Here is a 13,156-nt window from a genome sequence, read left to right as displayed (position 1 = left end):
CATCCACACCCCCTGTGGATAACCGCCTTGGCGCAAGGCCGTCCGGCGCCTTAGCGTGGGCTCTCCGCCCGACACTCCCACCGCCCCGGCGTCCGATTTGTCGGGGCCGTGGCGTACAAAGAGGAGCGGATCCGATCCACCCAGCCACCGGCAAGCCCGCTCCAAACTCGCACCACTCGCTGATCGGGGAACACGCGTGACCGGCCCCCAGTACGACGACCACGACGCCCCGCCGCCGGAGGAGGACTGGCAGACCGCAGAGGACCCCTTCCCGGCCACCGCCTTCGATGACGCGCCCTTCCCGGACGGCCCCGGCGACCGGCTCCCGGTCTCCCACAGCCGCGGCGGCCAGGGTGGCAAGGGCGGCGGCCGCGACGGCTTCCAGAAGGGCGGCTCCCAGGGCGGCAAGGGCGGCCGGAACGGCTCCTCGCGCGAGGGCGGCCAGCGGGAGGGCGGCTGGCAGCGCCGTGGCGAGGGCGACGGCGAAGGCGGCGTGGACGGCTTCGAGCGCGTCCCCCCGCAGGACCTCGCCGCCGAGCAGTCCGTCCTCGGCGGCATGCTGCTCTCCAAGGACGCCATCGCCGACGTGGTCGAGGTGCTCAAGCCCGCCGACTACTACCGGCCCGCGCACGAGATGGTCCACGGCGCGATCCTCGACCTCTACGCCCGGGGCGAGCCGGCCGACCCGATCACCGTGGCCGGCGAGCTGACCAAGCGCGGCGAGCTGCAGCGGGTCGGGGGCGCCTCGTACCTGCACACCCTGGTCAACTCCGTCCCGACCGCGGCCAACGCCGAGTACTACGCCCAGATCGTCCACGAGCGGGCCGTGCTGCGCCGCCTGGTCGAGGCGGGCACCCGGATCGCCGGCATGGGCTACGCGGCCGAGGGCGACGTCGACGAGATCGTCAACGCCGCCCAGGCGGAGATCTACGCCGTCACCGAACAGCGCACCAACGAGGACTACGCGCCGCTCGCCGACATCATGGAGGGCGCCCTCGACGAGATCGAGGCGATCGGCTCCCGGCAGGGCCAGATGTCCGGCGTGCCGACCGGCTTCGCCGACTTCGACGCGCTCACCAACGGCCTGCACCCCGGCCAGATGATCGTCATCGCGGCCCGCCCCGCCATGGGTAAGTCCACCCTCGCGCTGGACTTCGCCCGGGCCTGCTCGATCCAGAACAAGCTGCCGAGCGTGATCTTCTCGCTCGAAATGGGGCGCAACGAGATCGCCATGCGTCTGCTCTCCGCCGAGGCCCGGGTGGCGCTGCACCACATGCGCTCCGGGAACATGACGGACGACGACTGGACGAGGGTCGCCCGCCGGATGCCCGACGTCAGCGAGGCGCCGCTGTTCATCGACGATTCGCCGAACCTGTCGATGATGGAGATCCGCGCCAAGTGCCGCCGGCTCAAGCAGCGCAACGACATCAAGCTGGTCGTCATCGACTACCTCCAGCTGATGCAGTCCGGCGGCTCCCGCCGGGCCGAGAACCGCCAGCAGGAGGTCTCGGACATGTCCCGAAACCTCAAGCTGCTGGCCAAGGAGCTGGAAGTCCCCGTCATCGCGCTCTCCCAGCTGAACCGTGGCCCCGAGCAGCGCACCGACAAGCGGCCGATGGTCTCGGACCTGCGTGAGTCGGGCTCGATCGAGCAGGACGCCGACATGGTCATCCTGCTGCACCGCGAGGACGCCTACGAGAAGGAGTCCCCGCGCGCCGGCGAGGCCGACCTGATCGTCGCCAAGCACCGTAACGGTCCGACCGCGACCATCACGGTGGCCTTCCAGGGCCACTACTCGCGCTTCGTCGACATGACCCGGGACTGACCCGGGTTCGAGCTCTGCTTCGGCGCGGTTCCGGGGGAGTGCTTCACCAGAACGGCGGACAGCCCGGCCGCAGCGGCCGTGGACCACAGCAGGAAGCCGGTGGCGTCGCCCGCGAGCGTGCCTCGGAGCGTGTGTCGGCCGCCTTCCAGGACCTGGCGGATCATCAGGGCCTGGCTGGCGCCGGGCAGCATCGCCAGCAGCAGCGTGGTGGCGATGAGAACGGGCACGTGCGTGGGCATGGGCAACGAGCCCTTCCGGGATTGCGGTCGACGGGTGCACGCCAGGCTTCCTCCCAGGCAGTCCTAAGAGAAGTTGAGAGCGATTGGTGCAGCGTTAAGATCGGTGAATGGTGGTGGACCCGGGACAGCTGCGGCTTCTCGCATTGATCGAGCGCCACGGCTCCCTGACGGCAGCGGCCCACGCGCTCCGGCTCACACCCGCGGCGATCACCCAGCAGGTGGCCAGGGCCGAGCGCGACTGGCAGGTGCCGCTGGTCGTCCGTGGTCCTCGCGGAGCAACGCTCACCCCGGCCGGCGCGCTGCTCGCCTCCCACGGCCGCACTGTGGAGGAGGCCTCGGACAAGGCCGAGACGGAACTGGCCGCACTGCTCGGCCACCTCTCGCTGCGCCTGCGGATCGGTACGTTCCAGGCGGCTGCCCTGCACCTCCTCCCGCCGGCCCTGACGGCTCTGCGGCACCGCCATCCGGACGCCGACGTGTCCGTCGTGGACGTGGTCTCCGGACTCGGAGCGGACGAGATCAGCGCGGGGCACCTGGACGTGGCCCTCGTCGCGTCCTGGGGCAAGCCACTCGCACCGCCCCCGCAGGTACGAGCCCACCCGCTCCTGCTGGACCCGATGGTGGTGGTCCTGCCCGACGACCACCCACTGGCCACCGGACAGCCCGCGGACACCAGACTCCGCCTGGAGCAGCTGCGCGACGAGTCGTGGGTGTCCATCCTGGCCGGCCACGCCGCCCGCGAACAGTTCCACGACGCCGCCCGCGAGGCCGGCTTCGCTCCCACCGTGCGGTTCGAGACGGAGTCCTACGATGTCGCCCAGGCCCTCGTCGGCACCGGTATCGCCGTGGCCCTGGTCTCCCGCCTGGCCCTGACCCACGCCCCCGGCACCACCCACCGCGAACTGGCCCGGCCCAGGCCCTACCGCCAGATCTACGCCGTGACCAAGTCCGACGCCGGCCTCACCCCCCTCGCGGACAAGCTCGTCGACCTCCTGCACGACGTCGCCCGCGACACCACCGCCACCTGGGAGGCACCCCCGCAACGCACACCCGACCCACCGGGCGGAGCCTGACGAAGCCCCGGCTCGGACGTCCCCGAAGGCTCCGACACCTTCGCGAGACGGACGGCGGCCGCCACGACCACCCCGGCCGGGGCGGCCGGGGCGGCCGGAGGGTGGTTCAGACGGTTACTCAGACGGTGACGGTGGCGCGGAAGAGCGTGGTGCCGGTGCCGGAGAGGCGGGTCGCGGTGCCGGTGGCGGGGACGAAGGCGGACTGGCCGCGGGCGAGGTCCAGGACGGTGCCGTCGGTGGCGGTGAGGCGGGCGCTGCCCTCGGTGCAGAGCAGGATCTGCGGGGTGCGGCCGTCGATCGCGCGCTCGACGCCGTCCAGCGCGAAGCGGGACAGCCGGAACTCGTCGATCGGGACGGGGTAGAGCTCCTCGCCCGGGGTGGCCTCGACCGGGACGGGGGCCGGCACCTCGGGGTCGCCGGCCTCGAAGACCACGACCTTCAGCAGCTCCGGCACGTCGATGTGCTTCGGCGTGAGGCCGGCCCGCAGCACGTTGTCGGAGTTGGCCTGCAGTTCGACGCAGACGCCGGACAGGTAGGCGTGCGGCACCCCGGCGCCCAGGTAGAGCGCCTCGCCGGCCCGCAGCCGGAAGTGGTTGAGCAGCATGCCGGCGATCAGGCCGCGGTCGTCCGGGAAGTCCTCGGCGATCCGGGCGTACGGCGCGTAGTACCAGTCCGGATCGCGGGCGTCGCACTCCGCCAGCACCTCGGCGGTCTCCCGGACGGTCTTCCGGGCGGTCTCGTCGTCCATGGTGAGGATGGCGGCCAGCGTGCCGCGCAGCGCCTCGGACTCGTCCTCGACGCACAGCAGGTCGATCAGCGGGTCCAGTCCGGGCACCCCGAGCCGGGCCATCAGCTCGGCCGCCTCGGCGGGCCGGCGGAAGCCGCACAGGCCCTCGAACTCGCCCAGCGCGCAGACCATTTCGGGCTTGTGGTTGGCGTCGCGGTAGCTGCGCTCGGGGGCGTCCAGCGGGATGCCGAGGGCGTTCTCGGCGGCGAAGCCGGCGCGGGCCTGGTCGAGCGTGGGGTGGGCCTGGATGGACAGCGGGGTGCCCGCGGCGAGGACCTTGAAGAGGAACGGCAGGGTCGGGCCGAACCGGGCCACGCTCGCGGCGCCCAGCTCGCCCTCGGGGTCGGCCGCGATCAGTTCGTCCAGCCGGCGCGGGCCGTCCCCGCGGTCGGCGCGGGACGGGTCGCCGGGGTGGGCGCCCATCCACAGCTCGGCCTGCGGTTCCCCGGTCGGCTGCTGCCCGAGCAGCTCGGGCAGGGCCGTGAGCGACCCCCAGGCGTACGGGCGGACGGTGTTGACGAGCCTGTCCATGCGCGCGGTCCTACTCCTTCGCTGTCTGGCGGGTGTGCCGGATCGCCGGGGGCGGGCCCGGCGGTGCGGGCGGTCCGGGCACGGGCAAGGGCATCGACCCTAGCCGAACGGTGTCACCCACGGGGAAACGGTGGGCGTCAGGTGGGAGTGCCGTGGTCGGACCGGTGGTTCCCGGGCGCGGTAGTAGGATGCCAGGACGCAGTAGTCTCCGCCCTGCGCGCAGTTCTCCATCGTGGTCACCCCGCCGGAGGGCTGCCGGTGGAGCCGCGTTCCAGAGTGCGGGCGACGGTGTTCTGAGATTCCCCGCCATCGGCCGAGAGGTTTGTACGTGACCGTGAACCAGCAGAGTTTTGCTGATCTCGGCAGGGTCCTGGTGATCATCCCGACCTACAACGAGGCGGAGAACGTCGAGCGGATCGTCGGCCGGGTCCGTGCCGCGGTGCCCGAGGCGCACGTCCTGGTCGCCGACGACAACAGCCCCGACGGCACCGGTGAGCTCGCCGACAAGCTGGCCGTCGAGGACCCCCACGTGCACGTCATGCACCGCAAGGGCAAGGAGGGCCTGGGCGCCGCCTACCTCGCGGGCTTCCGCTGGGGCATCGACAACGGTTACGACGTCCTGGTCGAGATGGACGCGGACGGCTCGCACCAGCCCGAGGAGCTGGACCGGCTGCTGGGCGCGCTGCGCGGCGCCGACCTGGTGCTGGGCTCGCGCTGGGTGCCGGGCGGCCGGGTGGTGAACTGGCCGAAGTCGCGGCTGCTGCTCTCGCGCGGCGGCTCGACGTACTCCCGGCTGATGCTGGGCGTGCCGATCAAGGACGTCACCGGCGGCTACCGGGCGTTCCGCAAGGAGACCCTGCTGGGCCTGGGCATGGACGAGGTCGCCTCGGCCGGGTACTGCTTCCAGGTCGACCTGGCCTGGCGCACGGTGAAGGCCGGGTTCAAGGTCGCCGAGGTGCCGATCACCTTCGTCGAGCGCGAGCTGGGCGCGTCCAAGATGAGCCGCAGCATCGTGGTCGAGGCGCTGTGGCGGGTGACCTCCTGGGGTCTCGCCGACCGGCTGGCCCGGCTGCGCGGTGCGAAGAAGCGCTGAACGACTGACCGATTCGCTCGGGTGAAGGGCCCGTCTGCTGGTGACAGCAGGCGGGCCCTTCCGCATGTCCGGGGACGGAATCTCCAGGGGCGGGACGTCCGGGGGCGGACGGCCCCGAGGGTCAGCAGCCGCCGCTCTTGAGGGCGCTCTCGGGCAGGTGGCGGTCGGCCCAGACGGCCAGTTCGTGGAGGGCGGGCTTGAGCGCGACGCCGCTCTCGGTGAGCCGGTAGCTGACTCGCAGCGGCGGGCCGGCGTCGACCTCGCGGACCAGCAGCCCGGCCTCGGCCAACTCGGTCAGCCGGTCGGAGAGCATCCGCTCGCTGATGCCCGGGACGGCGCGGCGCAGTTCGGAGAAGTAGGCCGGGCCGCTGTTGTTGAGCACGCCCAGCAGCATGCCGGTCCAGCGCTTGCCGAGCAGGGTGAACACCCGGCCGAGGGCCAGGTCGATGTTCTGGCAGGCGCCGTGGGCCGCGACGTCGCACGCGTCGGTGGCGGTCGGGGCTCCGTCGGTGACTACCTCGTGCTGGGCCATGGATCCAGCGTACTCGACCGTCACTAGTGACTGCAGAAAAGTAAGCTGCTACCTTACTTGCAGCTGCAGCGAAAACAGCAGCTACTAATTCTCTGGAGGTCAGCCATGCCCACGCTTCTGCACATCGACTCCTCCGCGGTCGCCGACGGCTCCGTCTCCCGCGAGGTCACCGCCGCCTTCCGGGCCGCCTGGCAGGCCCAGCACCCCGAGGGCACGGTGATCTACCACGACCTCGCCGCCGACCCGATCCCGCACCTGGACGTGCACGGCATCAGTGCCGGATTCGCCCCGGCCGAGACCCACAGCGCCGAACAGGCCGCCGCCTTCGCGCTGCGCGAGGAGCTGATGGGCGAGCTGGAGCGGGCCGACGCCGTGCTGATCGGCAGCCCGATGTACAACTTCACGATCCCGTCGACCCTCAAGGCCTGGCTGGACCAGGTGATCCTGGTCGGCCGCACCGCCGGCGAGGCGCCTTCCGCCAAGGGCACCCCGGTCACCGTGGTCGCCTCCCGTGGCGGCTCGTACGCGCCCGGCGCCCCGCGCGAGCCGTTCGAGTTCGTCACCACCTACCTGGAGAAGGTGCTGACCGCGCTCGGCCTGGAGGTCGACTTCATCGTCCCGGAGTTCACCATGGCCCCGGTCGTCCCGGCGCTGGCCGAGTTCATCCCGAACGCCGCCGAGTCCAAGGCCCGGGCCCTGGAGCAGGCCGCCCGCCGGGCCAAGGAGCTCGCCGCCTGAGCCACGGCGTGACGTGAGCCGGATGGCGCGCCCAGCCGGGCGCGCCTTCCGTGGAATCGGGCACCGGTACTCCCATGCTGAGGGCGCAGGAAATCCGACCGCCGTGCAGAGGGAGCAGCCCGTGACGTCGTCCCCGCCCGAGGAGAGCGCCGGCGCGGAGCCCGCGGACACCTCACCCGCAGCGTTCCCGGAGGCCGAGCGGCCCGCCCGGCCGCTGGAGGTCGCCGTCTTCACCGGCCCCGAGTCGGCCTTCTTCGCCACCTCCGCGCTGATCCTCGGCGAGCAGGCCGCGATCCTGGTGGACGCCCAGCTCACCCGCAGCGCCGGACGCGAACTGGCCGAGTGGATCGCCGGCAAGGGCCGCCGGCTCCTCGCCATCGTGGTCACCCACCAGCACCCCGACCACTACTTCGGCGCCGAGGAGGTGCTGAAGCTCTTCCCCGACGCACGGCTGCTGGCCGCGCCGGCGGTGGTCGAGGGCATCCGGCGCACCGCCGCCGCCAAGGTCGCGCAGTGGAAGCCGGTGTACGGCGACGACATCCCGGACCACCCGCTGATCCCCGCCCCGCTGCTGCCGCAGCCGCTCATGCTGGACCGCCAGGTGATCCCCGTCCTGCTGCTCGGCCAGGGCGACTGCGGGAACTCCACGGTCGTCCACGTGCCGAGCATCCGGACCGTGATCGCCGGGGACTTCGTCTACAACGGCACCCACGTCTGGACCGCCGACACCACCCCGGCCCAGCGCACCACCTGGGGGCACAACCTCGGCCGGATCGCCGACCTCGGCGCGGACCGGGTGATCGCCGGGCACCGGGCCCCCGACCAGGGCGACGACACGGCCCGGGTGCTCGCCTTCACCGGCGAGTACCTGCAGGACTTCGACCGGCTGCTGGCCGAGCACCCGCACGACCCGGAGGCGCTGGTCACCGCGATGAACCGGCGGTACGGGGAGCTGACGCTGCCGGCCATCCTGGAACTGGGCGCGGCGGCCAACACCGCCCGGTCGGCGGAGGAGAACGGAACCATCGGCGCGGAGATCGTCGACGCGGAGATCGTCGAGTCGGAGATCATCGACGCCGAGATCGTCGAGGACGACCCGGCCGACTAGGGTCCGCCGCGGCCGGGCGGATACTGGCCGCATGACGCCGTACGACGTGATCGTTCCGGCGGGCGGGGCCGCCCGGCGCCTCGGCGGGGCCGACAAGCCCGGCCTGACCGTGGGCGAGACCACCCTGCTCGACCGGGTGCTCGCCGCCTGCGCGGACGCCCGCACCACCGTCGTGGTCGGCCCGGTCCGGCCGACCGCGCGCACCGGCGTCCGCTGGACCAGGGAGCAGCCGCCCGGCGGCGGGCCGGTCGCCGCCGTCGCGGCCGGGCTCGACCTGGTCACCGCGGACACCGTGCTGCTGCTCGCCGCCGACCTGCCGTTCCTGGACCGGCGGACCGTGCACCGGCTGGCCGCCGCCCTGGACGGGGCCGGGCCGACCGTGGACGCCGCCGTGCTGGTCGACGCGGGAGGCCGCGACCAGCCGCTCGCCGCCGCGTACCGCACCGCCCCGCTGCGCGCCGCGCTGGCCGCCCTCGGCGACCCGGCGGGCCGGCCGCTGCGCCGCCTGGTCGGCGGGCTGGCGCACCTGCGGGTCGCCGACACCGACAACGTCGCGTACGACTGCGACACCTGGGAGGACCTGGAGCAGGCCCGGGAACGCGACCGGAACTGAGCCGCACGACGCCGGTCACCGGGCTGTGAGCGAAATGACGCGCCCCGCACACGGGGCGAACACCTCCGGGAAACCGCCGATCAGGCAGCATGGGCGCATGGAGCGCACGCTGGATGACTGGATCGCCGAGGTCAAGGCCGACCTGGGCATCGACCTGGACGTGGACGTCCGAGGTCTGCTCGACATGGCCCGGGTGGTCGCGCACGGGGTGGCCCGGCCGGCCGCGCCGCTGACCGCCTTCCTGATCGGCTACGCCGCCGCCCAGCGGGGCGGCGGGTCGGAGGCCGTCGCCGAGGCCGCCCGACGGACCGAGGCCCTCGCCGAGGGGTGGGGCGCCGCCGACCGGCCGGGCGAGCGGTGAGCGCCGTCGGGCAGACGACCGTGACCGCCCCGTCCACCGGCCCCGCCGTGTCCGGCTGGCCCCGGGCCCGCGAGACCGCGCGCCGGGCCGGGCTGCGCCCGCTGCCCGGGATCGGGCTGCCGCTGGCCGAGGCGCTCGGCCACACCCTCGCCGAGCCGCTCGGTGCGCTGACCGACCTGCCCGCCTTCGACACCTCCGCGATGGACGGCTGGGCGGTCGCCGGGCCCGGCCCGTGGCGGGTCGCCGGCCGGGTGCTGGCCGGACCGGCCGAGCCGGCGCCGCTGGCCGACGGCACCGCCGTGGAGATCGCCACCGGCGCCCAACTGCCGTCCGGGGCCACCGCCGTCCTGCGCCGCGAGCACGGGCGGACGGACGGCACGCTGCTGCGCGACTGCGGCCCCCGACAGTTGACCACCGGCCAGGACGTCCGGCCCCGCGGCCAGGAGTGCCGCCGGGGCGAGGAGCTGCTGCCGGAGGGCACCCTGGTCGGGCCGGCCGTGCTGGGCCTGGCCGCCGCCTGCGGCCACGACCGACTGGTCGTCCGCCGCCGTCCGGTCGTCCAACTGCTCGTCCTGGGTGACGAGTTGCTCGCATCCGGGATCCCCGGCCCGGGCCTGGTCCGGGACGCGCTCGGGCCGCTGCTGCTGCCCTGGCTGCGGGCCGCCGGCGCCGAGGTCGCCGACGTGCGGTACGTGCGCGACGACTTCGGACTGCTCCGGGACGCGCTGCGGCACTCCACCGCCGACATCGTGGTCACCACCGGCGGGACGGCCGCCGGGCCGGTCGACTTCCTGCACCGGGCGCTCGACGAGGCCGGCGCCCGGCTGCTGGTGGACGGCGTCGCGGTCCGGCCGGGGCACCCCATGCTGCTGGCCGAACTCCCCGGCGGGCGCCACCTCGTCGGCCTGCCGGGCAACCCGCTGGCCGCCGTCGCCGGCATGGTCACGCTCACCCTGCCCCTGCTGCACGCCCGCAGCGGACGGGCCGCCGGTGCCCCCGCCCTCGCGCCCGCCGCGGCCGCACTGCCCGGGCACCCGGCGGACACCCGGCTGCAGCCCGTCCGGCGCACGGCCGAGGGCGTCGTCCCGCTCGCCTTCGACGGGCCCGCGATGCTGCGCGGGCTCGCCCGGGCCGAGGCGCTGGCCGTGGTCCCGCCCGGCGGAGTGGCGGCCGGGGGGACGGTCGAGCTGCTGGAGGTGCCGTGAGCGGGGAAAGCCGGGCCGGCGCATGAGCCGCCTGCGGGGCACTCGGGCGCCGGGCACCGAGCCGTGGGCGGACGCCGGGATCGTGCTGCCCGCCCGCCGGTCCGAGCCCGCCGTACGGCAGGTCGGCTTCCGGCTGCTGCTGGCGCTCGCCGTCCTGGTCGCCACCACGCTGATCGTCTACGTCGACCGGGACGGCTACAACGACAACGCCGGCGGCGGGCTCAGCTTCCTCGACGCGGCGTACTACGCGACCGTGACGCTCTCCACCACCGGGTACGGCGACATCACCCCGTTCAGCGACGGCGCCCGGCTCACCAACATCTTCGTGGTCACCCCGCTGCGCGTGCTGTTCCTGATCATCCTGGTCGGCACCACGCTGGAGGTGCTCACCGAACGGACCCGCCTGCAATGGCGGTTGAACCGCTGGAGGTCCACCGTGCGCGAGCACACCGTCGTCATCGGGTACGGGACGAAGGGCCGCAGCGCCGTCGACACCCTGCTCGGGCAGGGGGTGAAGAAGGAGGAGATCGTCGTCGTCGACCCGCAGCGCAAGGTGATCGACCACGCCGCGCAGCACGGCCTGGTCGGGGTGGTCGGCGACGCCACCCGCACCGACACGCTGGTGCGCGCCGCCCTGCCCACGGCGGCCCGGGTGGTGGTCGCACCGGAGCGGGACGACACCGCCGTGCTGATCACGCTGACGGCACGCCAGCTGAACCGCAACGCCACCGTGGTCGCCGCCGTGCGGGAGGACGAGAACGCCCCGCTGCTGCGACAGAGCGGCGCCGACGTCGTGGTCACCAGCTCCAGTTCGGCCGGACGGCTGCTCGGGCTGTCGATGCCCAGTCCGCACGCCGGGGCGGTGATGGAGGACCTGCTGACGTACGGCAACGGGCTGGACGTGGTGGAGCGCCCGGTCACCCGGGCCGAGGCCGGGCAGAGCCCGCGCCGGTGCGAGGACCTGGTGGTCGCGGTGGTCCGCGGCCGGCGGGTGATCAACTACACCGAGCCGGAGGCCGCCGTGCCGCAGCTCACCGACCGGGTGATCGTCATCAAGTCGACCGGCTGACGCGGGCCCTGCCCCGCGGAGCGCCCTGACGCGCAGTAGGTTCGGGACATGCATGCGATGACGATTCCCGTACCCGGCGGCCCCGAGGCACTGGTGTGGGCCGAGGTGCCCGACCCGGTGCCCGGCGAGGGCGAGGTCCTGGTCGAGGTGGCGGCCACCGCCGTCAACCGTGCCGACCTGCTCCAGCGGCAGGGCTTCTACAACCCGCCGCCCGGCGCCTCGCCCTACCCGGGGCTGGAGTGCGCCGGGCGGATCGTCGCGCTCGGGCCGGGGGTGTCCGGCTGGGCGGTCGGCGACGAGGTGTGCGCGCTGCTGGTCGGCGGCGGCTACGCGGAGCGGGTCGCGGTGCCGACCGGGCAGCTGCTGCCGGTGCCCAAGGGGCTGAGCCCCGAGCAGGCCGCGGCGCTGCCGGAGGTCGCCTGCACGGTGTGGTCCAACGTCTTCCTCACCGCGCACCTGCGGCCCGGCGAGACCGTGCTGCTGCACGGCGGCGCGAGCGGCATCGGGACCATGGCGATCCAGCTGGCCAAGGCGATCGGCGCGCGGGTCGCGGTCACCGCGGGCAGCGCCGAGAAGCTGGCCCGGTGCACCGAACTGGGTGCGGACATCGCGATCGACTACCGCGAGCAGGACTTCGTCGAGGCGCTCCGGGAGGCCACCGACGGAGCCGGGGCGGACGTGATCCTGGACATCATGGGCGCCAAGTACCTGCAGCGGAACGTGGACGCGCTGGCGGTCAACGGGCGACTGGTGATCATCGGGCTGCAGGGCGGGGTGAAGGGCGAGCTCGACCTCAACGCGCTGCTGCGCAAGCGGGCGGCGGTGATCGCCACCAACCTGCGCGGGCGGCCGCTGGCGGAGAAGGCGGCGATCGTGGCGGCGGTGCGGGAGCACGTGTGGCCGTTGGTCGAGTCCGGGGTGGTGAAGCCGGTGGTGGACCGGGTGCTGCCGCTGACCGACGCGGGCGAGGGGCACCGGGTGCTGGAGGCCGGGGAGCAGGTCGGGAAGGTCGTGCTGCGGGCCTGAGGGGCGGCCGGTCTGAGGAGCGGCCGGGGTGATGCGGTGGCCTGGGTGATGGGCGGGCGGCTCTTCGAATGTCCGAAATGCCTGAATTATCGGATCGTGCGAGGCTGGTCCGGAGCTGTCCCGCCGCCGACCCCGCCCCCGGGCGCGGCCGGCCGTCGGAAGGACTCCGACCGTGGCCGCATCACCGCACGCACACCTCGGGCCGCTGCCCGTAGCGCCGCACCACCGTCGTACCCGTCGCCGCTCCGGCCCGGGCCGCGCCCAGCGGCTGTTCGCGGCGGCCGTGCTGGGGCTCACGCTCCCCCTGGCCGCCGCGTCGGCGGCGGTGGCGATGCCCTCGCCCTCGACGGGGGTGACGCCTTTCCCTTCGCCTTCTCCTTCACTTCCTCTCCCGCCTCGTTCCTCCGCCCCTGCTCCGACCCCGGACCTCGCGGCAGGGGCGCCGAGCGCGGCGGCGACGGCGCCGGAGTCCTCGACCGCGCCCAGGCCGGCGGCCGCGCCGCCGCAGCACCCGGCACCCCGCCCGCACCAGGACGGCGACGGCCCCCGAGCCCACCGGCACCGCCCGGCGTCCCTGCCGGAACGGCCCGACGCCACCGTGGAACAGGCCCCGGACCAGGCCCCGGACCAGGCGACCGACCAGGCCCCTGGCCAGGCCGTCGACCAGGCTCCCGAGCAGGCCCCGGACCAGGGCGTCAAGGCCGACCAGCCGGTGGCCGACCAGGCCGACCCGGGCGCCCCGGAGTCGGCGGCCCCCGGCGACGCCGTCGCACCGGACGCCGTCACGGCCGCCTCCGGTCGGCCCGTCGCGGCCGCCGGCCTCCCGATCGTCCTCCCCGCCCGCTGGCAGGACGCCTCCACGACCCAGCTCCCGCTCGGCGTCGGCCTCGGGCTGATCGGCTGCGGCCTGGGGCTGATCGGCGTGCGGCTGCGGAAGGGCTGAGCCGGGGCGGCGG

12 protein-coding genes and 1 pseudogene are annotated in these 13,156 nt (G+C 74.1%); 10 read left to right on the top strand and 3 right to left on the bottom strand.

Going from position 1 to position 13,156, the window contains the following annotated elements; all coding sequences use genetic code 11:
• Positions 1–196 precede the first annotated feature (196 nt).
• Positions 197–1,825 carry a replicative DNA helicase gene (gene dnaB, locus ACZ51D_RS07880; protein ID WP_465615410.1) on the top strand — a complete coding sequence of 543 codons (1,629 nt, stop codon included), beginning with the start codon at positions 197–199 and terminating at the stop codon, positions 1,823–1,825.
• Here dnaB and ACZ51D_RS07875 read toward each other — a convergent pair.
• Complete coding sequence (locus ACZ51D_RS07875) at positions 1,792–2,064, bottom strand: hypothetical protein (RefSeq protein ID WP_465661579.1); 273 nt, start codon at positions 2,062–2,064, stop codon at positions 1,792–1,794. The two genes, dnaB and ACZ51D_RS07875, sit on opposite strands and share 34 nt — an antisense overlap.
• 107 nt (positions 2,065–2,171) lie before the next feature.
• On the opposite strand from ACZ51D_RS07875, the gene ACZ51D_RS07870 reads away from it, so the two are divergent.
• The gene (locus tag ACZ51D_RS07870) at positions 2,172–3,137 is read left to right on the top strand and encodes a LysR family transcriptional regulator (RefSeq protein ID WP_465661577.1); all 966 of its coding nucleotides are present in this window, start codon (positions 2,172–2,174) and stop codon (positions 3,135–3,137) included.
• A gap of 118 nt (positions 3,138–3,255) precedes the next feature.
• Here the strand turns inward: ACZ51D_RS07870 and manA are convergent, their stop codons facing one another.
• The gene (gene manA, locus ACZ51D_RS07865) at positions 3,256–4,455 is read right to left on the bottom strand and encodes a mannose-6-phosphate isomerase, class I (RefSeq protein WP_465615404.1); all 1,200 of its coding nucleotides are present in this window, start codon (positions 4,453–4,455) and stop codon (positions 3,256–3,258) included.
• A 328-nt stretch (positions 4,456–4,783) separates the two neighbouring features.
• Between manA and ACZ51D_RS07860 the strand changes: the two genes are divergently transcribed.
• Positions 4,784–5,548 (top strand): polyprenol monophosphomannose synthase, encoded by a 765-nt coding sequence (locus ACZ51D_RS07860; RefSeq protein WP_360502449.1) that lies wholly within the window; start codon positions 4,784–4,786, stop codon positions 5,546–5,548.
• 121 nt (positions 5,549–5,669) lie between these two features.
• Here the strand turns inward: ACZ51D_RS07860 and ACZ51D_RS07855 are convergent, their stop codons facing one another.
• A complete protein-coding gene (locus tag ACZ51D_RS07855) occupies positions 5,670–6,080 on the bottom strand; it encodes a winged helix-turn-helix transcriptional regulator (protein WP_465615402.1) in 411 nt (136 codons plus the stop codon).
• 105 nt (positions 6,081–6,185) lie between these two features.
• Here ACZ51D_RS07855 and ACZ51D_RS07850 point away from each other — a divergent pair, with 105 nt between their 5' ends.
• The 7 genes and pseudogenes from ACZ51D_RS07850 to ACZ51D_RS07820 all read left to right on the top strand — a co-directional run bounded on the left by ACZ51D_RS07850 (position 6,186) and on the right by ACZ51D_RS07820 (position 13,143).
• A complete protein-coding gene (locus ACZ51D_RS07850; protein WP_465615400.1) occupies positions 6,186–6,818 on the top strand; it encodes an FMN-dependent NADH-azoreductase in 633 nt (210 codons plus the stop codon).
• 121 nt (positions 6,819–6,939) lie between these two features.
• Positions 6,940–7,926, top strand: coding sequence for an MBL fold metallo-hydrolase (locus ACZ51D_RS07845; protein ID WP_465615398.1), 987 nt, complete (start codon positions 6,940–6,942; stop codon positions 7,924–7,926).
• Between the two features lie 31 nt (positions 7,927–7,957).
• A pseudogene (locus ACZ51D_RS07840) lies at positions 7,958–8,900 on the top strand (NTP transferase domain-containing protein).
• A gap of 20 nt (positions 8,901–8,920) precedes the next feature.
• Positions 8,921–10,105, top strand: coding sequence for a molybdopterin molybdotransferase MoeA (locus ACZ51D_RS07835; RefSeq protein ID WP_465615396.1), 1,185 nt, complete (start codon positions 8,921–8,923; stop codon positions 10,103–10,105).
• A gap of 22 nt (positions 10,106–10,127) precedes the next feature.
• Positions 10,128–11,174, top strand: a complete 1,047-nt coding sequence (locus ACZ51D_RS07830) for a potassium channel family protein (RefSeq protein WP_465661576.1) — start codon at positions 10,128–10,130, stop codon at positions 11,172–11,174.
• A 48-nt stretch (positions 11,175–11,222) separates the two neighbouring features.
• On the top strand, positions 11,223–12,200 hold the full coding sequence (locus tag ACZ51D_RS07825; RefSeq protein ID WP_465661575.1) for an NAD(P)H-quinone oxidoreductase: 978 nt from the start codon (positions 11,223–11,225) through the stop codon (positions 12,198–12,200).
• A 172-nt stretch (positions 12,201–12,372) separates the two neighbouring features.
• Positions 12,373–13,143 (top strand): hypothetical protein, encoded by a 771-nt coding sequence (locus ACZ51D_RS07820; protein ID WP_465615390.1) that lies wholly within the window; start codon positions 12,373–12,375, stop codon positions 13,141–13,143.
• Positions 13,144–13,156: the final 13 nt, after the last annotated feature.

Source organism: Kitasatospora sp. NPDC033851 (assembly GCF_055576085.1).
The sequence above is the reverse complement of the archived record's forward strand: the minus strand, read 5'-3'. Positions and strand labels throughout refer to the sequence as shown.